Genomic DNA, 22,266 nt, shown 5'->3' on the forward strand with positions numbered 1-22,266 from the left:
GGGTTACCCATGTGAGAGTAAGTCATCGCCAGCTTTTAAATCTAAAAGCCCCCTCAAAGCGACGGGGCTTTTTTTATCGGCGTTGGAAAGGGAGTAAAATAATTTAAACCACCATTGCAATTTTATTTAAGAAAAACTTAGTGCGTTCATGGCGTTCTTCAGATTTATTGAAAAAGTCATTTGTTGCACAATCTTCTAAAATTTTACCCTGATCCATAAAAATCACACGACTAGATACTTTACGTGCAAAGCCCATCTCATGTGTCACGCACATCATGGTCATGCCTTCTTTGGCTAGGCTGCTCATCACTTCAAGTACTTCACCTACCATTTCTGGGTCTAGCGCAGAGGTTGGTTCATCAAAGAGCATACAAACAGGGTCCATACAGAGACCACGTGCGATAGCAACACGTTGTTGTTGACCACCTGAAAGTTGACCAGGAAATTTATTTTTATGTGCAGCTAAACCCACACGATCTAAATATTGTAAGGCTTTTTTTTCAGCTTCAGCTTTAGAGCGTTTGAGTACTTTGATCTGTCCAATGGTTAAATTGTCCAAAACAGTCATATGTGGGAATAGTTCAAAGTGCTGGAAAACCATTCCGACACGTGAGCGAAATTTTGCAAGATCTGTTTTTGGGTCTTTAAGCGCTGTTCCATCGACAATAATATTTCCTTGTTGAAAAGGTTCTAATGCATTTACAGTTTTGATCAGTGTAGATTTCCCTGAACCAGAAGGTCCACAGACCACAACAACTTCACCTTTTTCAATTGATGTTGTACAGTCAGTTAAAACCTGAAAATCTCCATACCATTTTGAGATCTGTTGTATTTCTATCATTGGCATATTGATTCTCCAATTATCGAATTATTGCTATTTTTTGATGTAAATGCTTTACGAGTCTTGAAAGCGCAAAGGAGATACAGAAGTAAACGATTGCAACGACCAAGTAGAATGTTGCTTTAGTTTCGGCACCATATGTGTTCGCTAGTGTATTTGCATTGCCTAAGAAGTCGGGTGCGCTGATTACATAAACCAAGGAAACATCTTGGAATAACACAATGGACTGTGTTAGTAATACAGGCAACATATTTCTAAAAGCCTGTGGAAGTACCACATTGGACATCGTTTGCCCATAGGTAAAACCAAGTGCATATCCTGCATTGACCTGTCCCTTAGAGACGGATTGAATCCCTGAACGAACAATTTCTGAGAAAAAAGCCGCTTCAAAAATTGCAAAAGTCACTACACTAGAAAAGAGAGGTCCATAATATGTATCTGACTGAAACTCAAAAAACTTGGGAAGCAAAAAGTAAAATATAAAAATGACTTGAATCAGTGGCACGCCACGGAAGAAATCAACATATACTTTTGCAAAGTTACTCGCCACTTTGTTATTTGATAGACGCATCATAGCTAAGGGCGTACCAATGAGTATCCCACCAATGATCGATAAAATAGTGACTGTAACCGTAAATTTAAACCCAGCAAGAAATGTTTGAAGAACATCTTGGTTTTGTAAAATACTAAAATCCATAGCTATTTACCTCCTGAGCCTAAACCAGGAACGGTCATACGTTTTTCAATCCAAGCCATGATTAACTTAATGGTATAAGTGATGATCAAATATACAGGTGTGGAAAGAATGAGAATGACAATATCTTGTGAGGTTTCTTCACGCATGGTTTTGGTATAAGCAAAGAAATTCAAAATACTTAAAGCATAGAGTACTGCTGAGTTTTTGAAAATATTCATTGCTTCTGAAGTCAGGGTTGGCCAAACGATACGGTATGCAACAGGGAGTATGACATAGCGATAGCTTTGATTTTGATTTAAACCAATTGCTAAGGCAGCATTTTTTTGCCCACGAGAAACAGTATTTATCCCTGAACGTATTTGTTCTGCAATACGCGCTGCCGTATAAAGTCCAAGTGCAAATACCCCAATTACAGCAGGATTATCATTGAGAATGTTTTGCCACCAGCCTCCATTGACCATTTCACCGCTGCCTGTACTTAAGCTTTTTGGTAGTAACTCTGGAAATACAAAAGCCCAGAAAAAAAGCTGTACAATTAATGGGATATTTCGAAATAATTCCACATAACAAGTACCAATAAATGCTAATTTTTGATTTGGTAATGTTCTTAGAATACCAATAAGTGACCCCAATAAAAAAGCAATAAAGAATGCAGCAACGGCTGTCCAGACCATTGTCCAAACACCAGAACCAAGAAGTTGTAGCCATGTCGGTGCATCTGCGACTGCTGAATAGCTTTCGCCCCCAATAGCTTTACAAATAGATTCTGCCCACGCGGCTTTCTCTAAACTATATTCATTTGAAGGTAGACAATATGATGTCCAGTTAAGTGAGCCTACTGCCATGTGTGCTCCTTGTCATTTTAATTTTTCATGAAGTTAATGGATCAAAGCCGTTAAAATGTTTTGATCCATATGTTCTTTTTAAATTGAGATGATCTATTTAATCCCTGCATCTGTTGGTTTAGCCATCAAGTTTTTATAGGACGAACTCATTGGCATATTCATATTAATATTTTTAGGTGGAATTGGGGATAAGAACCATTTTTTGTATAGTGCAGCCATTTGCCCATTTTTCCACATACCTGTAACCACACGATCTGCAATCGCTTTGTAGGCAGCATCGCCTTTTGGAATCATGATGCCGTAAGGCTCAGATGAAAGTACAGGTCCCACAACTTTGAAATCTTTAGGGTTAGATGATTTAGCGATTAAGCCTGCCAAAATATTATCATCCATGACAAAAGCAGCAGCACGACCTGACGCAACCATTGCAAATGAGTCTGAGTGATCTTTACCATAAACGTTGTTTACGTTGACTTTTTCGCCTTTTTCACCCATTTTGATGTATTTGTCAGAAGTTGTTCCTTGTGTCGTAACCACCGCTTTACCGTTCAGATCTGCGATTGATTTAATTGGAGAAGTGGCTTTGACAGCCATACGAACTTCTGTTGCATAGTAGTTGGTTGAGAAACTGACTTGTTGCTGGCGCTGGATAGAGTTTGTAGTTGTTCCACATTCCATATCAATATTGCCTGCAAGCATCTCAGGAATACGGGTTGACGATGTCACCGCTTTATATTCCACTTTAAGATTTGGTAGGTTTAAAGTTTTTTTCAACTCATTTGCAAAATTATTACAGATATCAATGGCATAACCCATAGGTTTGCCACCCACTACATAGGAAATTGGATCAGAAGACTCACGATAACCGATGATGACTTTTCCAGATTGCTTAATTTTTGCAAGTGTGTCGGCTGCTTGAACCTGAGTAAATGCACTACCTGCAATTAAGACACCTAAAACCGTTGTTAAAACTTTGGTTGAGTTTTTATTCATTTTGATCACTCCAATCACAATTTATTTATGTCAATTCATCATGCTCAGTAAAAACAAAGCACGTCTTATGCCAAACTTTTTATTTAGAAATAAGGATCCTTCATATTTCTTATATCATTACTTTTATACGTTCATTTATGATAAGTAAAGTAATAAACAATATAAATTTTGTGCAAAAAACGAATAGATACTGAACGATTGGAGTGGATGCTCATTTTGTATAGTAAAATTGGTACGGATGTATTGCATTGAGTATTATTCTTGATTTAAATAAAACAAAGATGAAACTGTGCATAATTTCTTATCAAAACTAAGGATAATAAAAACTTATTCATTTTAATATGCACTATTTTTCTGAAATTTTTGAATATTGAGCTGCTATTTTTACTATGAACAGGTGAATTGCTGTGCTATAACAATAAAAAGGCATGATTTTTGCTTATTAGAAATGTGATTTTAAGGATGTCGCAAGATGAAATTATCGGTTGGGTTGAAAGTTGCAAATTCATTATCATTAACACCTCAATTGCAACAAGCCATTCGATTATTACAACTTTCTAGTTTAGAGCTTGAACAAGAAATCCAAATTCAATTAGATAGTAATCCTTTGCTTGAAAAAGTTGAAGATGAAAATAATGAAAACCTTGAAAGTTTAGAAAATCTTAAACAAGAACAACCAGAATATGAGTTATCTGAAAGTTTAAATGCAGATCATTTACCTGATGAGTTGGCTGTAGATACAAATTGGGATGATATTTATACACACCAATCTACAGCAATGGAACGTCCTGAATTTGATGATCGGGAAGATAACCGTTATGCCAATGCTTCATTGAAAGAGCATATGCTTGCACAAATTAATTTATTGCATTTCTCGCCTGTTGATAAACTCATTGCCTATTGCATTATTGACGCATTAGATGAAAAAGGTTTTTTAGATGCGAGTCTTGATGAAATTGTGAGTTCAGTACAGCATTTATTACAGCAAATGGATTATGAAATAGAGGTCGAGGAAGACGAAGTTATTGTTGTGCTTAAGCATATTCAACGTCTTGAACCTATGGGGATCGGAGCAAGAAATTTAGCAGAATGTCTTTTTGTACAAGTAGATGCATTGCCAAATACAACTTTGTTTAAAAAAGAAGCTTCACTTTTGTTAACGCATTATGAACTGTTGCTAAGCAATGATTTAAATAAACTGATTAAACAAACAGGTTTAGATGCTGAGCAATTAAAGTCTGCGGTGGATTTATTAAAAACCTTGAAGCCTTATCCTGGAGCGGAGTTTGATCAAAAAGAATCTGATTATCAGATTCCAGATGTTGTTGTATCTAAGAAAAATGATCATTGGCATGTGCAACTTAATCCTGATATTTTGCCTAAATTACGTATTAATCCATTTTACTCAGGCATGATCAAACGTGCTGATCAAAGTGATGATAATCAATATTTGCGTAACCAAATGCTAGAAGCGAAGAATTTTATTAAAAGTGTTGATGAACGGCATAAAACCTTACTCAAGGTGACGACTTGTATTGTGCAACATCAACGTGACTTTTTAGAGCTCGGCGCAGAAGGAATGAAACCTTTGGTGCTACGTGATGTTGCAGATGAAGTGGAATTACATGAGTCTACAGTTTCCCGTGTCACGACCAATAAGTTTCTACTCACTCCACGTGGTTTATTTGAATTAAAATACTTTTTTTCAAGTCATGTCGGAACAACATCAGGTGGAGAAGCTTCTTCAACGGCAATTCGTGCAAAAATTAAAAAATTAGTCGCCGATGAAAATCCTCGTAAGCCATTGTCAGATAATAAAATTGCAGATTTGCTTAAAGAGGATGGTGTGGATGTAGCACGACGAACCGTTGCAAAGTATCGTGAATCGTTACATATTCCATCGTCTTCAGACAGAAAAGTCTTGATCTAAAATTTAAAGTGTGAGTATTCTAGAGATTCATTATGACGAAATAATGAATCTCTTTTTGTTTATATAGGTTACCAAAATGATGAATTAATACATTACGAATATTACTTTGTTATAGTTCAATCATTTTGGTGATGACATTTCATATCCTGAGAGAAGGAGAGGGATAGAATTATGCAAATTACAATTCGTGGACATCATTTAAGTATTACGCCTGCAATTGAAGAGAATATTCGTAATAAATTTGCTGAAATGACCAAACATATCGATCAGGTTAACAGCATGCAGGTCAAACTGAGTAAGGATCATCAGTTAGATAAAAGATCAAAAAAAGGCAGTGCCAATCATATTGCAGAAGCGATTGTACGATTGCCGGGGGTGGAACTCTTTGTACAAGCCTGTGCAGATGATATGTATAATGCAATTACAAAACTTACAGATAAATTAAAAAGACAATTGGAGCGACATCGTAAAATGCAGTTAAATTATCAAGCGATATTTGCACCGAGCTAATCATTTTATTTATTTGAAAAGAGGTTGAAATATACCTCTTTTTTTTATCAATAATTTTTGTACAAGATAATGCAATATTGTGATGAGTTTATAGTAAAATACTCGGTTTTTACACTGTCAGTCCTATAAAGAGGTCATGCAATGAATAGTGAACAGCTCACTGAAATCCTTAAAGCAGCTTTTCCTGATGCTGAAGTTGCTGTCAGTGGACAAGCAGGTAAGTTTGACCTCCGTATTGTTGATGATCAATTTGAAGGCAAACGTACTGTTGCACGCCAACAAGCAGTTTATCAACCACTTAACTCTTACATTGCCAGTGGTGAAGTGCATGCTGTAACAATTCGTGCAATGACTAAAGAAGAATGGCGCAAAGCTAGTCTTTTTGGAGCTTAATAATAAATGGATAAGTTTTTAATTACAGGTGGCACAACACTTGAAGGCGAAGTCCGTATTTCGGGCGCGAAAAATGCAGCATTGCCTTTATTAGCGGCAATGATTTTGGCTGATACGCCCATTACCTTAAGAAATGTGCCTAATCTTAAGGATGTTAATACTTTAGTAAAACTAATCGGTGGCTTAGGTGTCACGATGAAGTATGAAGGCGATACCGTTATTGCGGATACGTCTACACTTGACAATCAGTTTGCACCTTACGAACTTGTTAAAACCATGCGTGCATCAATTTTAGTGCTTGGTCCTTTAGTAGCGCGCTATGGCAGTGCAAAAGTTTCACTTCCTGGTGGTTGTGCTATTGGTTCACGCCCTGTCGATCAGCATTTAAAAGCCTTAGAAGCTTTAGGTGCTCAAATTGAAGTCGAAGCAGGTTATGTGCATGCTAAAGTTGATGGTCGCTTAAAAGGTGGTGAAGTCGTCTTTGATATGGTGACAGTTGGCGGTACTGAAAATATCTTGACTGCGGCAGTACTTGCAGATGGTGTTACAACAATCCGTAATGCTGCACGTGAACCTGAAATTACCGACCTTGCACAAATGCTCATTAAAATGGGTGCAAAAATTGAAGGTTTAGACACAGATACCTTAGTGGTTACAGGTGTTGAAAGCTTACATGGTTGTGAATATTCAGTGGTTGCAGATCGTATTGAAACAGGTTCATATCTTGCGGCTGCTGCGATCACAGGCGGTAAAATAAAAACCACACATACCGATCCAAACTTACTTGAATCAGTACTCGATAAATTTGAAGAAATGGGTGCAGAAGTTACCCGTGGTGACGACTGGATCGAACTTGATATGATGGGTAAACGTCCAAAAGCAGTCAGCTTTCAGACTTTACCACATCCTGATTTTCCAACTGATATGCAAGCACAAATCATGGCAGTGAATGCGATTGGTCGTGGTTTTGCCACCATTTCAGAAACGATTTTTGAAAACCGTTTTATGCATGTACCTGAATTGGCACGTATGGGTGCAAATATTCAGGTTGAAGGTAATGATGCTGTCGTGACAGGCGTGGAAAAATTATCTGCTGCACCTGTCATGGCAACAGATTTACGAGCTTCTTTCTCTTTGGTTTTAGCTGCCTTGGCCGCTGAAGGGGAAACTTTGATTGACCGTATTTATCATATTGACCGCGGTTATGAAGATATCGAAGCAAAATTACAAGGTCTAGGTGCCCAAATTAAGCGAGTGAGCGAGTAAGTTAATGAGCGATATGAGAAACGATGATCCAAACTTTGACGTAATGGGCAATTTTGATCATGGTTTAACTTTAGCACTAAGTAAAGGTCGTATTTTAAAAGAAACTTTACCTTTACTAGAAACCGCTGGAATCAACTTATTAGAAGATCCAGATAAATCTCGTAAGTTAATTTTTCCAACGACACATAAGCATGTACGTATTTTGATTTTACGTGCTTCAGATGTACCGACTTATGTAGAAAATGGTGCGGCAGATATTGGTGTTGCAGGTAAAGATGTATTGATGGAGCATGGCGCACAAAATGTCTATGAACCATTAGATCTTAAAATTGCTAACTGTAAACTGATGACCGCAGGTAAAGTTGGTATGGAACGTCCTAAAGGTCGTTTAAAAATTGCCACTAAATATGTCAATTTAACCCGTCAATACTATGCGAGCCTTGGTGAGCAAGTCGATGTAATTAAACTTTACGGCTCAATGGAGCTTGCGCCATTGGTGGGTTTAGGTGATTACATTGTCGATGTGGTCGATACTGGAAATACTTTACGTGCCAATGGTTTAGAGCCTTTGGAAGAGATTTGTAAAGTATCTTCACGTTTGATTGTTAATAAAGCCAGCTTTAAGCGCAAACAAACGTTATTGAACCCAATTCTTGCTCAGCTTGAAAAAGCAGTTGAAGAACGTGAAAATGCGAAAAAAGCTTAAATAGATTTAAGTGTAAATGACCGCCCAAAAGGGCGGTTTTTTATTTGTCTAAATTTTATTTTCATATTTCAAGAATTTGCTTTTGAGCCAAGTATATATGTCCTAAGGATCAAGATGTTCGCGATTAAAATCATGAATAAATAAAAATAACTCGCATATTTTTGCTTTTGATAATATTGCGTTAGTTCAGTATATGACCATGTTGTTGTTTCAGTTTCTAAATTGAGTAGCAGCGCTTCCTGTAGACTAAAATAAGGATATTCTGCAAAGTATTTAATTTTGGCAATTTGTTGATCAAATCTGGACATGCTTCTTTTGTATCAAAAAAATCACATTTAATTTTGAGTTGCGGATGTCCTTGCAGATTTAATAATTCTATATCGGTATAGATTGAAGAGCTTCTACCCGAACCTACGGTGTATTTATTTACATGAATTTTTCCTTCAGCGACTGTTTTTGCAGTGTTGAATTGAGTAGCTGTTAATGCATTGATCGATTTAAAATTGGAATAATTGGTGAAAAGGTAAAGATTAGAGATGATCAGTGACGCAATAATGCTGATATAAATGAGAAAAGGAGGTTCTTTATTTATTTTATCTTGGTCGGATTTTTTCATAAATATTGAAAGATTAATGAAAATTAAGTAAGCGAATGGCATAAAAGCCAAAAATTCCAGTGTCTTAAAGACATCAACAAAGAATAGGATGCTCAGCGTACAGATTGCAAATACTAAAGAAAAATATGTATTTTTCCGCTGAGCTTGTTGCGCAAGTTTGATTTGAATAGATTTTCTCATAAGTAATTTTTATCAATTTAAGATTTTAGATTTAAATAAAATGTTGTTATAAAATACATTCTACTTTGCTTTCACTCGTTGAAACAAACGACTTGAGATGAATTAGTGATAAATTTTAAATAGTTGAGATTTTTCATTTATCCAGTTTTCCTATCAAAGTGAATAAAATTGACCATGTTATCTTCCCCACAAATCATCTAAAACAAGGTAAACTAAATCTTTCTTAAATAACCTTGTGGGTAAATTGATGCGACGTTTATCGACTCAAGAGCCGAACTTCAAGCAAGACTTTGCTGATTTGTTGGCTTTTGAAACAGTGAGTGATCCTGAGCTTTTAAAAACAGTAGACCAAATTATTGCAGATGTACGCCATCATGGTGATGCACATATACTGAAACTCACTCAACAGTTCGATCGACATCCAGCGCATCAATTTTCAGATTTAGAACTGTCACAAGCGCAACTTAAAGCGGCATTTGAAGGTTTAAGCACAGAAGTACGTGAAGCATTGGAAATGGCAGCCGATCGTATTCGCTCATTTCATGAAGCACAAAAACAGGATGGCTGGACTTATGTTGATGCTTTAGGCAACACATTGGGTCAAAAAGTCACTCCACTCGATCGGGTTGGAATTTATGTACCGGGTGGTTTGGCTTCTTATCCATCTTCAGTGCTCATGAATGCTGTACCTGCGCATGTGGCAGGTGTAAAAGAAATTATTATGGTGGTACCTGCGCCCAATGGTGAGTTAAATCCATTGGTACTTGCAGCTGCACATTTGGCTGGCGTGCATCGTGTCTTTACGATTGGCGGTGCGCAAGCTGTTGCGGCTTTGGCTTATGGCACTGAAACCATTCCTCAGGTCGATAAAATTACAGGTCCGGGAAATCGTTTCGTCGCTGCTGCTAAACGTGCGGTGTTTGGTCAGGTCGGTATTGACATGATTGCAGGACCTTCTGAAATTTTAGTGTATGCAGAAGGTGAAAATAACGCCAAATGGCTCGCTATGGATTTATTGTCCCAAGCGGAGCACGATACCGTTGCACAAGCAGTATTTATTACTCCAGATGAACAGTTGCTGAATGATGTGGCACAAGCCATTGAAGAACATCTTGAAGCATTGCCAAAAGTTGAAATTGCACGAACTTCAATTGCCAATCGTGGTGCTTTGATTTTGGTCAAAGATCGTGCAGAAGGTGAGGCATTGATTAATCAGGTTGCTCCAGAACATTTGATGTTATGTCTGGATGAAGCCGAGCAAATGTCGGAACAGATCCGTCATGCAGGTGCGATTTTCATGGGGCGTTATACCCCTGAAGCAATTGGCGATTATTGTGCAGGTCCAAACCATGTATTGCCAACATCAGGCACAGCGCGATTCTCTTCACCACTTGGCGTCTATGATTTCCAAAAACGCTCAAGCTTGATCATGTGTTCTGAGCAAGGGGTGAAATCACTTGCCAAAACAGCGGATATTCTTGCACAGCAGGAAAATCTGGATGCACATGCGAGATCTGCGAGATATCGTTATCAGTAATTAAAAAAATAACCCCCTTATTTCAGTAATGAATATTCCTCTCCTTGGGGAGAGGTTAGGTGAGGGGGAGTATTAATAATTCATTTTGGGAAATGATAAACCTCTCCCAAACCCTCTCTGAAAGGAGAGGGCTTACAATCTTGTAAGTTGAGTGTATTAGAGAAAATAAAATGTCAAATATTACACCTGAACAAATGCGTTTCTGGAGCCCATCAGTACGTGAGTTAGAACCTTATGTACCGGGTGAACAACCTAAAATTCAGAACTTATTGAAACTGAATACCAATGAAAATCCGTATCCACCATCGCCAAAAGTGGTTGCAGCAGTACAGTCCGTATTAGAAAACTCAGCGGATGCATTGCGTTTATATCCAGATCCAGATGCAAGCGCATTAAAACAAGCCATTGCTAAACAGCAAAATGTTGCTGTTGAAAATGTCTTTGTTGGAAATGGTTCGGATGAAGTGCTTGCTCATATTTACAAAGCATTTTTTGTCCGTGACGAACCGATTTTAAGCCCAGATATCAGCTATAGTTTCTATCCAGTTTATAGTCAGTTTTTTGCTGTTAACAGCAAACAAATTGCATTGAATGACGATTTTGAAATAGATATTGCTGACTATAAACAAGCAAATGGCGGCGTGATTATTGCCAATCCAAATGCGCCGACCAGTATTGCATTGTCATTAACTAAAATTGAAGAATTGCTTGTTGCCAATCCTGATCGAGTGGTGGTGATTGATGAAGCCTATGTCGATTTTGGTGCAGAGTCTGCGGTAACATTGGTTGAAAAATACGACAATTTGGTGGTGTGCCAGACCACCTCCAAATCACGGTCACTTGCAGGTTTACGGGTTGGTTTTGCAATCGCACAGCCACATTTGATTGCGGCACTTGAAGCGGTGAAAAATAGCTTTAACTCTTATCCAATTGACCGTTTTGCCATTGCTGCTGCGGTGGCTTCATTTGAAGATCAAACTTATTTTGAAGCACAAAACCAAAAGGTGATTGCAAGCCGTGACAAGCTGACAGCACAACTGACTGAACTTGGTTTTAAGGTTTTGCCTTCTAAAGCGAATTTTATTTTTGCGACATTGCCAAGCGATGATGCAGGTGAGTTGGCGAGTAAATTACGTGAACAAGGTATTATTGTGCGCTATTTCAATAAGCCACGCATCAATCAATTCTTACGCATTACCATTGGTACAGACGAACAAAATCAACGTCTTGTTGATACCTTGAAGAATGATATTTTAGGTTGATTAGGAATCTCCCCAAACCCCTCTTTTCAAAAGAGGGGCTTAAAGTGCATCTTAGGATTCGCTTTTTTCTTTTGAATTTTCAGGTAAATACCATGTATTGATTAAATCCAGTAATGCAGAAACTTTGTCAAAACATTCCTGATATTCCGCATCACAATCCGATGCGATGGTAATCCCTCCACCTGCCCAGATGGATACCTGATCCTGATATTTTTGAATAGAACGAATCAGAATATTCCATGAACCTGTTCCATCAAAATTAAAATAACCCAATGAACCACAATACGCGCCACGTGGACTACTTTCTAACTCTTCAATAATTTGCATTGCACGAATTTTGGGTGCACCTGTGATAGAACCACCAGGAAGTGCAGACATCAAAACATCAAAAGGGTTGACTTCAGGCTTTAAGGTTGCAGTAATTTCACTCACCATATGATGAACCTGATTAAATGACTCAATATTGAATAACTTCGGCGTTTTCACTGATCCTATTTCTGCATAAACACTCAAATCATTACGTAATAAATCCACGATCATGACATTTTCTGCTTGATCTTTTTTAGAGTGAATGAGCGTGTTCTTAGACTGTTCATCTAAAATTGGATCATCATAACGTGGCATCGTCCCTTTGATGGGTTTAGTCAAAATTTTATGATTATCCTCAAACTCAATAAATAATTCAGGCGAACAACTTAATAATTCAAAATCATCTATTTTTAAATAACCAGAGTAAGGTGCATTCGTTAATTGCCAAAATTTTTTAGCAGTATCAATTAATGTACCTTGAGCTTTTGCAGTAAACGCTTGGGTTAAATTTATTTGATAACAATCACCTGCTTTAATATAGTTTTGTATTTTTTCAAAAGCTTGAATATATTCATTTTTAGTCCATTTTGCCATACATAATGTATTTAATTTAAATCCTGTAGGTGGATGAGAATAAATATTGAGTTTAGATTTTAATATATCTAATATCCTTTGAGGATTATCTTCTTGACTATAAAAAGTCCATTGTCCTTGATGGTATTTTAAATAACTTAAATATTGACCTAAAAATAAATTAGGTTGAGATTTATATTGATTGTTTATATTTTGTTGTGCTGAAAAGTTATAGTCAATAAAGCCAATATAGCCACCTGAAAAGCCTATTTTTGTTTGTTTGGTTGACGTGGTTGGTATAATTTTTATAAATTCATAAACATTTGATTTTTTTTGTTTTTCTATATAGTTAAAGCTTTCTGTACGCTCAAAATAAGCATAATGTCCAGATTGATGCAATAAATATTGTTGAGGCAAAAAAGCAATAACAGGATGATGATCATCTTCAAGATAAACACAACCAAATAGTTCGTTTAGTCGTTGTAAAATATCAGCAGGTGTAAGTTCCTGAATATCTAAATTTATACTGAAAATTGATTGAGTTAGCATCTTTAAAACTAATAGAACAGGTGCTATGATTATACGATATTTTTTGTACACTGAGTCACAAAAACGCCGTTTATCGGGAATTACTGTTTTTTGATAAACAACTATTGAACAAAAAATAACATAAGGTTAATTTAATAGTGCAAATCGGACTACTCAAGGAAGAAAGTTTCTGTTGTAAAAAAACAAAAACAACGTGAAGCGACGGCGAGTGGTTAAAAATGAAAAAAAATGCTCTTGGGAGAGTACAGATGAAATTATTTACTAAAGTTGCTTTAGTTTCTGCGGTAGCAATCAGTTCGAATGCAATGGCTATGCAAGCTATGGATGATGCAGCATTAAGCGCAACAACTGGTCAAGATGGTATTTCAATTGGTATTGGTATTTCAAAAATTGAAATTGATAAATTACATGTTTTTGATGGCGATGGTTTAGCTGCTAAAGGTGCTGCTGGTGATCCTGGTTTTGGTGGTACAGGTACAACAGGTGCAATTACACTAAATAATGTTGTTGTTGGTGCTAATGCTGCATCTTTGTTGGCTTCTCATAACTTAGCAGATATCACAATTGACACAGATGGTGGTGCAGGTAGTCCTTTCCTAAACGTTGCTGCAGAAGTTTCTGGTTTAACAATTGATCTAGGTAAAATCGAAGTTAATGATGCAACTGGTGCTGCGGGTGCATATGTAGCGGGTACAGGTAGCGCTGAAATTTTAAGTGGTTTATCACTTAAAACTGGTAAATTGGCTGCAAATATCCAGTTAGGTAATACGCCACAAGGCGCAATGATCAAATTAGACGGTGCAATGACTGGTGGTTTAGAGATTAACGACCTAGCAATTAAAGATGCTGCAAATGGTGGTTATATTGTTCTAGGTGGCATTAAGTTAAATGATACGGGTAGTACTGATCTTGCTTTAGATGCAGATGTTGCTGTAAAACCAGAAGGTTTAGCAATTACTGCTCTTAAAAATGCAGCAGGTACAGATATTTATATCAAACAAGTTGTGTTAGGTGGTGGTACAGGTTTTGTACCTAAGTCAGGTGCTACAGCAGCTGTTCCAGGTACTGGTACTGGTTCTGGTTCAATCGGTGATGTTGCAATCTCTGGTTTGAAAGTATTTAATGGTGCAGGTGCTGCAAATGCAGGTGCTGTAATCACAATTTCTGGTCACTAATCTGATCTGATTTAAAAAGACGCGTGAATTTCACGCGTTTTTTTTTAACAAAATGATCAAATCAAACAAAAGTAAAAAAAAGCTGTTTTTTTTTGAAAAAACAGGTATCTTAAAAGCACATGGAAGTAGAGTGTTCACTCTAAAAATAAAATTAACACTTCAGGCAATTGTTTGCCGATACTTGAATAGTTTAAGAATATGTTAGAGATTACTTTAGGTTCGGCATTAATATACTATTTTGCCAGCCATGCATTAGATATCAAAGAAAAACCAACCGATGCTGTGTACTATACAGAGCTTGCCGATCCTCGTAATGCCTCTTTTTCTCGAAACCATCGTGAGATGGTTCAAATCAAACCTGCCTTAGAAAATCAATTTCGTGGCATTGTCCGTCAGGCATATGACTATAGTTGTGGATCAGCAGCATTAACAACATTATTAAATGGATATGTTGGTACGAATCTTACTGAACAGCAGACAATGGAAGGTTTATTACGATACGGTGAATATAATCGTATCGTAGAGCGTCGTAGTTTTTCGCTATTAGATATGAAACGTTTTGTTTCTGCGCTTGGCATTGAAAGTGGTGGCTATAAGGGCGAGTTCTCAGACTTAGTCAAGCAACAACAGCCAGCAATCGTGCCAATTTCATATGCGGGTTTTAAACATTTTGTTGTCTTTAAGGCGTATAAAAATGGTCGAGTTTATGTCGCCGACCCTGCTTTAGGGAATATTAGCTTCGATGAAAATCGTTTTAAAGAAATTTGGGAAAATAATACATTATTCTTAATTAATGTACCTAAAGATCAGCAGAAAGATTTTTTAGCCTTGCAGGATGCTGATTTAAGACATGTTGAAGATGCTACAATTAATCGATATGCACTTGTTGATATGCAATACTCATATGATTATATTAATAAAATAGCAGATAAGGCATCTACAATGCGTAGAGTCATTGACCGTGGTGATAATTCAGAGACACAAGGTCAGCCAATTACATCATTCATGCGACTATATTATAAACGTAAGTAAAAGCAGATTAGAAAAAATTTAAATAATCACACTTTTAGGTAGGAATAAAATGAATAATCACTGGATGAGAAGAACTTTACTAGCCGTTAGTATTCAACTTGCGATAGGTGGAGTATATGCAGCAGAAACCGACAATGCTTCAGAAACAGCAGAGACTGTTCAAAGCAGTGAGGTAAATGATCAAGTTGCTACTGCAAGCACAGATGCGACTTTACCTCAAGATAAAGTGGCAGAAGTTGCAACAACACAAGCTGCCCCAGTTTCTGATAAAGTCGAAATTGATAAAGATGCTACACCATCACTGGTACCATCTGCTGGCACTCAAGCGGCTAATGCTTTACAGCAGAAAGAGGGTGATGCAACTCAAGAAACAAACTTGCAAGAAGTATTTACATCAAATGAAAGACAATATTCATTAATTAAAAAAGGTGAAATTTCAGCTTTTTATGATTTAGATTATTCATATTATCGTGATCAGCAGATTAATGCTGCAATGAATGATGGTGATTTATATCAACTCCGTATAGATGAAGATGCAAGCCATACCATTACCAATACATTTACAGCACAATATGGCGTACTTGATAATTTAACTTTTAGTGCATCGTTACCTTTTGTTGCTAAGTCAAATAATATTAAAGATACCACTGCTGCGGGTTTAGGTGATATTAACTTTGGTGCACGTTGGGAACCTTTTCCATTAAAAGCGGGTCGTTTACCACTGATTTTATTTGGAAATTTATCAACTAAAACAGGCGATAGCCCATACGAAATTAATCCAAACAAAGAATTGTCAACAGGTAAGGGATATTACTCGGTTGGTGTTGGTGCGAGTACCCGTAAATATATAGATCCAGTTGTATTATTTGCCTCCGTTTCAGGTAACTATGGTTTTAAAGAAACGGGGTTAAATCAAGTGCGTGGTGGTGGTGATGGTGGTGCACGTATTTTAGATGAATTTGAACCAGGGATTACGGGTGGTTTCTCCTTCGGATTTGCTTATTCATTTAACTACGATGTTTCTATGACGATGTCATATCAACAAACCTTCAATACAAATACATCGTTTACTTATACCAATGGCGAATCTTATAAAGCAGCAGATCAATCGAGTGGTATGTTCTCGATTGCTTTAGGTGTGCGTGTATCACCAGAAACGATTGTAAATGGTACTTTAGGAATTGGTTTAACTGAAGATTCACCTGATATTTCTCTAGGTCTATCATTCCCACTAGATATTTTAGGTTTCGGTAAGAAAAAAGCGAGCTAATGGAGAGGTGGTATGAAATACCCACGCTTACGCCCGTTAGTTACAGCTATTTTCTTAACGGGTTGTTCAACTCAAGTTTTTGCACATTTAGGTTTGAACTTATCTGTAGATATTCGTTCATTATCCATGGGGAACGCTGTTACTGCTGACCCTCCTGGTATTAGTGCAATTCACTTTAACCCTGCTGCGTTAACTAAGCTCAAGGGTTTGCAAACAGATGTACAAGGCATTGTTGCTAACTTTGATGTGCAACGAGAGTTTTCTGCACCTCAGGGTTATAACGTTTTTGGTTATTCTGATGATCCTTTAATTTGTAATGATACGCCAGATAATCAGTCAAATTTATGTACGGACTATAAGAGCTCTGTAAAAGGTGATGTGGAATATGCCAGTTTATATATTCCAATTTTGAAAAAAGTTGTTGATTTAGGTGCGGGTTGGCCTGTACTTGCACCTACAGGTGGTGTTTCTTATAACCCACCTGGTTCAAAGTTGACGTATGCAACGGCTGTTTATGCACCGATGGTTGCTGGCTTTGGTTCGGAAAATGGTAATGCTGGTAATTTCATGGGGCAACAAGTTGCGATTGAGCGTATTACATATTTATCACCATCTATTGCTTATGAAGTGAGTGATGAGTTATCAATCGGTGCATCTATTGGAATGTCTTATAATGCTATTGCCTTAAAAACAGACCTCCGTTTCCCAAATGAAATGATTGGTGTGTTACGAATGGTTGATGAAGCTGTTTGTGCACCATTTAGAGAAAATTCAAACGTTATTACAGATTTACTTTTATTTGGTATTTGTAATGGTAATGAAGCGGTTAGCCCATTTAATAAATTTGCTGCGATGGAGGTTTCTTTAGAGCAGAGTTTAAGTCCAAGTTATAATCTTGGTTTAATGTGGGAGCCGAATGAAGAGTTTGGTTTTGGTATGGTTTATCAAAGTGCAGCAAAAATGCGCATGAAGGGTAAATATTTTATTGATAATGCCAATGCACCTCGTGAATTAATTAAAGGTTTGAACTCTTCTGCAACAGGGCAAATTTTAGCTGCTATTTTAGGCTTTCCTGGTTATATTCCTCCAACAGAGTCTGGCTTAATTGCAATGGATTTAGAATATCCTGCGCATTTTCAAGCAGGGATAAAATATAAGGTCTTACCTGATTTACAAGTGAATTTTGACTTGGGATGGACAGATTTCAAAGCATGGGAGAAATTCCAATTTGAATTCGATCGTCAAATTTCAGCACTTAAAATTGCAAAATTACTATCAAATCAGGTAACAGATAGTTCTTTATCACTTCCTTTAGGATTTAAATCACCTTGGAGTTGGGGGATTGGTGTTGAGTATTCAGCAACAGATCGTCTGAAACTTCGTGCAGGTTATGAGCCACGTGCAAGTGCAATTCCTGATGATAAACGTAATACTTTAGTTCCTATTAATAATGCACAATTATTCGGTTTAGGATTGGGCTATCGTTTTGATGAAGATACAGATATTGATTTATCTGTAGGTTTTTTACGTAGCCGAGATAATATTCCTGCGAATACCAGTAGTATGGCAAACCAAACTGGGGTCGATAATTTATTATTAAATCCTTATGCAGGTTTAGATATTAAAACCAATACCAAAGTCACCATTTTAGGTCTTAATTATAGAACGAGATGGTAATGTTGTTGCACAAGAAGAGAGTTAGCATGATGAGATTAAGTTTTGTATTTCTAGCGATGAGCTGTATATCTGTAACTTATGCTGCTAACTTTTATACTATTATTGGTCCAGATGGACGACCGATGGTCGTCCAAAAACCAAGTGAATCCGATAAAAAAGAAACAGTACAGCTTCAATCTCAGGTTGAACATAAGCCCATAGCCTCAACTCAAAAAGAGCAAGCGGTTTCTCCATCTGAAAAAATAATTGTCGTAAAGCCTGAAAAACCACAGCAGGTTGAATCAGTTCCAGTAGTTAAGCTGAATAATGAAACTGTAACTACAGCTAAAAATGTAGAAGTGAAAAGAGAGATTAGAGCGGAACAAAAACAAAATGTAGCTATACAGGAAGTCGAAAAACCTGTTCAACCTAAACAATCAGATCATGTTGTTTCTTCTAATGCATCCACTTCAGTTACAGTTCAAAATCAGCCTGTAACTCAGCAGCAAGTAGAAACTGTACCAAACAATAAAACGGTGTCAGCTTCTAACGATAATGTCAATATTACAGAAATTGATGGTGTTAAGTATGTCAATAATGAATATTTAGAAGATCATGAGTTTAATTTAGAAGGAAAAAAACGTTTTTATGTCATGCCTGAAACGGGAGCAATGGCAGGAGGACGTTTCGAAACTGTTGAAAGACAAAAAGGGTTAAGCCAATCTTTACTTGATAAAATTCGTCAACCAAAACACAAAGAACATAAAGCCATTGCATTAGCTACAACTTATTATCGTTTACCTAAAGATGAAGTGATCCAGACTTTAGAGCAGTCTTGTTTTTCAGGTAAAAAGATAGATAAGGCAAAAACAATTTCTTTGAAAAATCAGGAAGTCAGCTTTTTCCCAGTTGCTCCGATCAAAGAAAATTTTGCATATGAAGTTGTAAAGTTAGACAAGAATATTGAGAATATTTTATTTTCCTCATATGCATCTTCAAAGAAAAAGCCAAGTTACTATTGGCCTTTGGTGGTTTTTTTAGATGAAAAAGGTTGTGTTGTTGAAGGCGTAAGTGGGTTTAAGAATGATGAGCAAAATGAAAGTGCAACACAGTATTCTTCTTTAGAAGGTATTCTGAAAAAGCCAAATTCAGCATATTACTTATTTATGACGCCTTTATCAGAAGCTATTGATATTCAAGATCGTGAATTAACAAATCAAGGACAAATTAAGCTGAGTGTTATTCAGTAAGGATTAAACAATGAAAAAAAATTTTATACTCCCTTTCGCATTAACTGGTTTAGTTGCAGCATTGACAGCTTGTGGCGGTGGTGAAAGTGCCACGATTCATGAAGATCCAAATAAAGGTGTGGCGACATCAACCAATGGATGTGAAGAGACCAGTACAAATAAATGTCAATCTTTTGTTATTGATTATCCTGTTGCTGGTTTAAACTTTGATTGTAGCAGTGACACCAATAACCATTTTGTGACTGAGTTGGTCAGTAGTGTGGCAATGGGAGCTTGTCCTTCTACAGATAAAGTGAGCTTTTATATTCAAGGTGTTGAGTCTGCTAATAAAATATCTTTAGGTACTGTAGACCTAGCAAAAATACGTCCATTAAAAATAAATGGTCAACCTGCACAAATTAGTCTATTAGATTTAGCGAGTGCAATGACAGGGAAAGCGGCTGTAACAAGTAATGCTAACGATGAAACATATCGAGTGATGACCGCGCTGGTTCGCATTTTACAGACTGTTGGTGTAACACAAGATGCAAATATTGTGGGTGATATACAACCGATTACTTTGTCTAAAGACATAAAAGAAAAGTTAAGAAATATTAAATCAGATGTTGTTGCACTAAATTTATCAAATGGCAGTTATGCTGAAATTATTAAGCCATGGATGGATGTTGAAAAAGTAAATGCAGCAAGTGCCCAAAATGTGACAGAGCGTCTAGTTAAACAAAATCAGGTTGGCGTTTATACCACTAACTTCTTAACATTTACGGGTAGTAATGTTGATATTCGTGGTTTCAGTGGAGCAAGCCTGACCAATAGTAAAAAAGAGTCAATTGCAAACTTATATTTATTAACGACACGTCAAGGTTATACCACAGGATATACTGTCCAATGGACAGGTATTCCAGTGAATACGAATACTGAAAACCCAATTAGTTCTTCAATATTAAAATACTTTTTGTTAACTCAAGCTGAGCCTAAAAAGCTAAATGCAGATGCCCAAGGCGCTTTACTCAATCAGTTTAGTAATAAAATCACAAAACCATTTATTTTTAAAACAGCCAATAGTAATACAGACACTTTAGAGTTAACGCAGGGTGCTTTGGCAAATGGCACAAATATCGCTGGTACAGCCGACATGTATGAGCGTGTGACAGGAACTTCAACAAAACCTACAGATGAAACAGTATATGGAAAATGGCGTCAAACTTTAAATAATGAGAGTTTTGCTGGAACGATTGATGTCTATAAGTCAAATCCTGCAACATATTTAGATAAACGCGTATTCCGTACAGTGAATACGGTAAAAACAGGTGAAAAATATATTTTCCCGTTATATGCCAATATTATATTTAACTTTACAGACACAAAGATTGCGCCTATGAAGTTAGGTATTGTTATTGATGAACATGGTGATATTCGTACCAATATTGGTCCAAATGCTACAGCAAATAATTTAGCCTCAGATCAATGTACAAATGTGAATGCTTCTACCTATAAAGATGAAACAACAGGTGTTCAACAGTATCGAATTGGTACAACGGGTGCCGCAAACTATACGACCACAGATCCAGATAAATCAATCACGATTCGTATGATTTTAGCGAACCCTATTTTTGGTAATCTAGACGGTGCTTTATTAGGACTAAATGATGCGATCGTATATTTACCAAGTACTTCCGTTGGTGGTGATGGGACTCTTATTCCAGGCGGTGTCCGTTTGAATTTACAACGTTTATTGGCCGATGAAACAACAGATCGTGGGATTAATATTACAGGTTGGGAAGGCGATAAAGCGATTACAGCACAATGGGCAAATATGCATTCAGTTTATCAAACAGTTTATAACGCAGCACATAAAGATAAACTAAGCGATGCACAAAAAGCTTTAGCTGCACGTGCAAGTGGTACTTTAGGGGTTGAGTTACCAAGCTGTTATAAAATTCTAACTAAACAATAATTAGCTTATCGTTTGAAATAAAAAACCATCTTTCGAGATGGTTTTTTTATTTGCAAATATTGTATAAGGTGTTTAGCCAGTATGATCTAAACGTGAACCTAATGTTTCTAGATGTAGTTGGAATTGATTGTTTTTTCGGTCAGCAAAGTAATGACGAAGCGTTCTTTCTACACTCGGAAAGGCAAGTTCATTCCATGGGATATCTTCTTCTGCAAATAAACGGCTTTCTATCGTTTCTTCGCCTGCACCAAACTGCCCATCTTTAATATTTCCCTTAAATAGAACATAAATTTGCCCAATACGTGGAATATTATACATACAGTAAAGTTGTTCAATCTCAATTTCAGCTTCAGATTCTTCGCGAGTTTCACGTGCTGCACCTTGTTCCATGGTTTCAAATAATTCCATGTAACCCGCAGGTAATGTCCAAAGTCCATAACGCGGTTCAATGGCACGACGACAAAGTAAAACTTTACCTTCCCAAAGTGCAAGGGCGCCACAAATCACTTTAGGATTTACATAGTGAATGGTGCCACAATGGGTACACACTTTTCTAACTTGATGATCACCCAAAGGAATTTTTTCTATCGTTGTATGTCCACAGGCTGTACAAAAACTCATAAGCTTCATTGAAAAATGAATGATGACTCAGCATAACTGAATTTTCTGAATTTCGCATCATTTATAGCCCCTTGTATGAAATTTCATATATGATGTAAAAA

Annotated in this window: 20 protein-coding genes; 13 read left to right on the top strand and 7 right to left on the bottom strand. The window is 36.8% G+C overall.

Annotation, left to right across the window (positions count from 1 at the left end):
* Positions 1 to 103 precede the first annotated feature (103 nt).
* The 4 genes from HX124_RS03420 to HX124_RS03435 form a co-directional block, all read right to left on the bottom strand.
* Positions 104 to 847: an amino acid ABC transporter ATP-binding protein gene (locus tag HX124_RS03420; RefSeq protein WP_286381960.1), complete on the bottom strand. Its 744-nt coding sequence runs from the start codon at positions 845 to 847 to the stop codon at positions 104 to 106.
* A gap of 13 nt (positions 848 to 860) precedes the next feature.
* Positions 861 to 1,538, bottom strand: a complete 678-nt coding sequence (locus HX124_RS03425) for an amino acid ABC transporter permease (RefSeq protein WP_286381961.1) — start codon at positions 1,536 to 1,538, stop codon at positions 861 to 863.
* A gap of 2 nt (positions 1,539 to 1,540) precedes the next feature.
* Positions 1,541 to 2,383, bottom strand: a complete 843-nt coding sequence (locus HX124_RS03430; protein ID WP_286376593.1) for an amino acid ABC transporter permease — start codon at positions 2,381 to 2,383, stop codon at positions 1,541 to 1,543.
* A 93-nt stretch (positions 2,384 to 2,476) separates the two neighbouring features.
* A complete protein-coding gene (locus HX124_RS03435) occupies positions 2,477 to 3,376 on the bottom strand; it encodes an amino acid ABC transporter substrate-binding protein (protein ID WP_286381962.1) in 900 nt (299 codons plus the stop codon).
* Between the two features lie 472 nt (positions 3,377 to 3,848).
* Here HX124_RS03435 and HX124_RS03440 point away from each other — a divergent pair, with 472 nt between their 5' ends.
* The 5 genes from HX124_RS03440 to hisG all read left to right on the top strand — a co-directional run bounded on the left by HX124_RS03440 (position 3,849) and on the right by hisG (position 8,181).
* Positions 3,849 to 5,306 (top strand): RNA polymerase factor sigma-54, encoded by a 1,458-nt coding sequence (locus HX124_RS03440; RefSeq protein WP_286381963.1) that lies wholly within the window; start codon positions 3,849 to 3,851, stop codon positions 5,304 to 5,306.
* 171 nt (positions 5,307 to 5,477) lie between these two features.
* Complete coding sequence (hpf, locus tag HX124_RS03445; protein ID WP_286381964.1) at positions 5,478 to 5,816, top strand: ribosome hibernation-promoting factor, HPF/YfiA family; 339 nt, start codon at positions 5,478 to 5,480, stop codon at positions 5,814 to 5,816.
* A 141-nt stretch (positions 5,817 to 5,957) separates the two neighbouring features.
* Positions 5,958 to 6,209, top strand: coding sequence for a BolA family iron metabolism protein IbaG (ibaG, locus tag HX124_RS03450; RefSeq protein ID WP_107009384.1), 252 nt, complete (start codon positions 5,958 to 5,960; stop codon positions 6,207 to 6,209).
* A 6-nt stretch (positions 6,210 to 6,215) separates the two neighbouring features.
* Positions 6,216 to 7,475 carry a UDP-N-acetylglucosamine 1-carboxyvinyltransferase gene (gene murA, locus HX124_RS03455; protein WP_107009385.1) on the top strand — a complete coding sequence of 420 codons (1,260 nt, stop codon included), beginning with the start codon at positions 6,216 to 6,218 and terminating at the stop codon, positions 7,473 to 7,475.
* A 4-nt stretch (positions 7,476 to 7,479) separates the two neighbouring features.
* Positions 7,480 to 8,181 carry an ATP phosphoribosyltransferase gene (hisG, locus tag HX124_RS03460; protein WP_107009386.1) on the top strand — a complete coding sequence of 234 codons (702 nt, stop codon included), beginning with the start codon at positions 7,480 to 7,482 and terminating at the stop codon, positions 8,179 to 8,181.
* Between the two features lie 217 nt (positions 8,182 to 8,398).
* Here hisG and HX124_RS03465 read toward each other — a convergent pair whose 3' ends face one another.
* On the bottom strand, positions 8,399 to 8,977 hold the full coding sequence (locus tag HX124_RS03465) for a hypothetical protein (protein ID WP_286381965.1): 579 nt from the start codon (positions 8,975 to 8,977) through the stop codon (positions 8,399 to 8,401).
* A gap of 235 nt (positions 8,978 to 9,212) precedes the next feature.
* Here HX124_RS03465 and hisD point away from each other — a divergent pair, with 235 nt between their 5' ends.
* Together hisD and hisC are read left to right on the top strand one after the other, a co-directional pair.
* Positions 9,213 to 10,514 (top strand): histidinol dehydrogenase, encoded by a 1,302-nt coding sequence (gene hisD / locus HX124_RS03470; RefSeq protein WP_286381966.1) that lies wholly within the window; start codon positions 9,213 to 9,215, stop codon positions 10,512 to 10,514.
* 170 nt (positions 10,515 to 10,684) lie between these two features.
* Entirely contained in the window at positions 10,685 to 11,776 is a 1,092-nt protein-coding gene (hisC, locus tag HX124_RS03475) for a histidinol-phosphate transaminase (protein WP_286381967.1), read from the top strand.
* Between the two features lie 51 nt (positions 11,777 to 11,827).
* Here hisC and HX124_RS03480 read toward each other — a convergent pair whose 3' ends face one another.
* Complete coding sequence (locus HX124_RS03480) at positions 11,828 to 13,207, bottom strand: anthranilate synthase component I family protein (protein WP_286381968.1); 1,380 nt, start codon at positions 13,205 to 13,207, stop codon at positions 11,828 to 11,830.
* Positions 13,208 to 13,455: 248 nt separating this feature from the next.
* Here HX124_RS03480 and filA point away from each other — a divergent pair, with 248 nt between their 5' ends.
* From filA to filF, 6 genes are all read left to right on the top strand, one after another.
* Complete coding sequence (filA, locus tag HX124_RS03485) at positions 13,456 to 14,382, top strand: putative pilus system protein FilA (protein ID WP_286376600.1); 927 nt, start codon at positions 13,456 to 13,458, stop codon at positions 14,380 to 14,382.
* 198 nt (positions 14,383 to 14,580) lie between these two features.
* Complete coding sequence (gene filB, locus HX124_RS03490) at positions 14,581 to 15,414, top strand: putative pilus system C39 family peptidase FilB (protein WP_286381969.1); 834 nt, start codon at positions 14,581 to 14,583, stop codon at positions 15,412 to 15,414.
* 49 nt (positions 15,415 to 15,463) lie between these two features.
* Complete coding sequence (gene filC / locus HX124_RS03495; protein WP_286381970.1) at positions 15,464 to 16,684, top strand: putative pilus system protein FilC; 1,221 nt, start codon at positions 15,464 to 15,466, stop codon at positions 16,682 to 16,684.
* A 12-nt stretch (positions 16,685 to 16,696) separates the two neighbouring features.
* Positions 16,697 to 18,361, top strand: a complete 1,665-nt coding sequence (filD, locus tag HX124_RS03500) for a putative pilus system OmpP1/FadL family transporter FilD (protein WP_107009394.1) — start codon at positions 16,697 to 16,699, stop codon at positions 18,359 to 18,361.
* Positions 18,362 to 18,387: 26 nt separating this feature from the next.
* Positions 18,388 to 19,590, top strand: coding sequence for a putative pilus assembly protein FilE (gene filE, locus HX124_RS03505; RefSeq protein ID WP_286381971.1), 1,203 nt, complete (start codon positions 18,388 to 18,390; stop codon positions 19,588 to 19,590).
* A 10-nt stretch (positions 19,591 to 19,600) separates the two neighbouring features.
* Positions 19,601 to 21,544 carry a putative pilus system protein FilF gene (gene filF / locus HX124_RS03510; protein WP_286381972.1) on the top strand — a complete coding sequence of 648 codons (1,944 nt, stop codon included), beginning with the start codon at positions 19,601 to 19,603 and terminating at the stop codon, positions 21,542 to 21,544.
* 72 nt (positions 21,545 to 21,616) lie between these two features.
* Here the strand turns inward: filF and HX124_RS03515 are convergent, their stop codons facing one another.
* The gene (locus HX124_RS03515) at positions 21,617 to 22,165 is read right to left on the bottom strand and encodes an NUDIX hydrolase (protein WP_107009397.1); all 549 of its coding nucleotides are present in this window, start codon (positions 22,163 to 22,165) and stop codon (positions 21,617 to 21,619) included.
* Positions 22,166 to 22,266 lie beyond the last annotated feature (101 nt).

This window comes from Acinetobacter sp. 226-1, from assembly GCF_030329325.1.
Taxonomy (GTDB): domain Bacteria; phylum Pseudomonadota; class Gammaproteobacteria; order Pseudomonadales; family Moraxellaceae; genus Acinetobacter; species Acinetobacter sichuanensis.

Coding starts and splice junctions, on each gene's coding strand:
- filD (WP_107009394.1), top strand. CDS start 16,697: ATGAAATACCCACGCTTACGCCCGTTAGTTACAGCTATTTTCTTAACG.
- filB (WP_286381969.1), top strand. CDS start 14,581: ATGTTAGAGATTACTTTAGGTTCGGCATTAATATACTATTTTGCCAGC.
- HX124_RS03480 (WP_286381968.1), bottom strand. CDS start 13,207: ATGCTAACTCAATCAATTTTCAGTATAAATTTAGATATTCAGGAACTT.
- HX124_RS03435 (WP_286381962.1), bottom strand. CDS start 3,376: ATGAATAAAAACTCAACCAAAGTTTTAACAACGGTTTTAGGTGTCTTA.
- hisC (WP_286381967.1), top strand. CDS start 10,685: ATGTCAAATATTACACCTGAACAAATGCGTTTCTGGAGCCCATCAGTA.
- hpf (WP_286381964.1), top strand. CDS start 5,478: ATGCAAATTACAATTCGTGGACATCATTTAAGTATTACGCCTGCAATT.
- HX124_RS03465 (WP_286381965.1), bottom strand. CDS start 8,977: ATGAGAAAATCTATTCAAATCAAACTTGCGCAACAAGCTCAGCGGAAA.
- ibaG (WP_107009384.1), top strand. CDS start 5,958: ATGAATAGTGAACAGCTCACTGAAATCCTTAAAGCAGCTTTTCCTGAT.
- murA (WP_107009385.1), top strand. CDS start 6,216: ATGGATAAGTTTTTAATTACAGGTGGCACAACACTTGAAGGCGAAGTC.
- HX124_RS03425 (WP_286381961.1), bottom strand. CDS start 1,538: ATGGATTTTAGTATTTTACAAAACCAAGATGTTCTTCAAACATTTCTT.
- filF (WP_286381972.1), top strand. CDS start 19,601: ATGAAAAAAAATTTTATACTCCCTTTCGCATTAACTGGTTTAGTTGCA.
- filA (WP_286376600.1), top strand. CDS start 13,456: ATGAAATTATTTACTAAAGTTGCTTTAGTTTCTGCGGTAGCAATCAGT.
- HX124_RS03440 (WP_286381963.1), top strand. CDS start 3,849: ATGAAATTATCGGTTGGGTTGAAAGTTGCAAATTCATTATCATTAACA.
- filC (WP_286381970.1), top strand. CDS start 15,464: ATGAATAATCACTGGATGAGAAGAACTTTACTAGCCGTTAGTATTCAA.
- HX124_RS03515 (WP_107009397.1), bottom strand. CDS start 22,165: ATGAGTTTTTGTACAGCCTGTGGACATACAACGATAGAAAAAATTCCT.
- HX124_RS03420 (WP_286381960.1), bottom strand. CDS start 847: ATGCCAATGATAGAAATACAACAGATCTCAAAATGGTATGGAGATTTT.
- HX124_RS03430 (WP_286376593.1), bottom strand. CDS start 2,383: ATGGCAGTAGGCTCACTTAACTGGACATCATATTGTCTACCTTCAAAT.
- hisG (WP_107009386.1), top strand. CDS start 7,480: ATGAGCGATATGAGAAACGATGATCCAAACTTTGACGTAATGGGCAAT.
- filE (WP_286381971.1), top strand. CDS start 18,388: ATGATGAGATTAAGTTTTGTATTTCTAGCGATGAGCTGTATATCTGTA.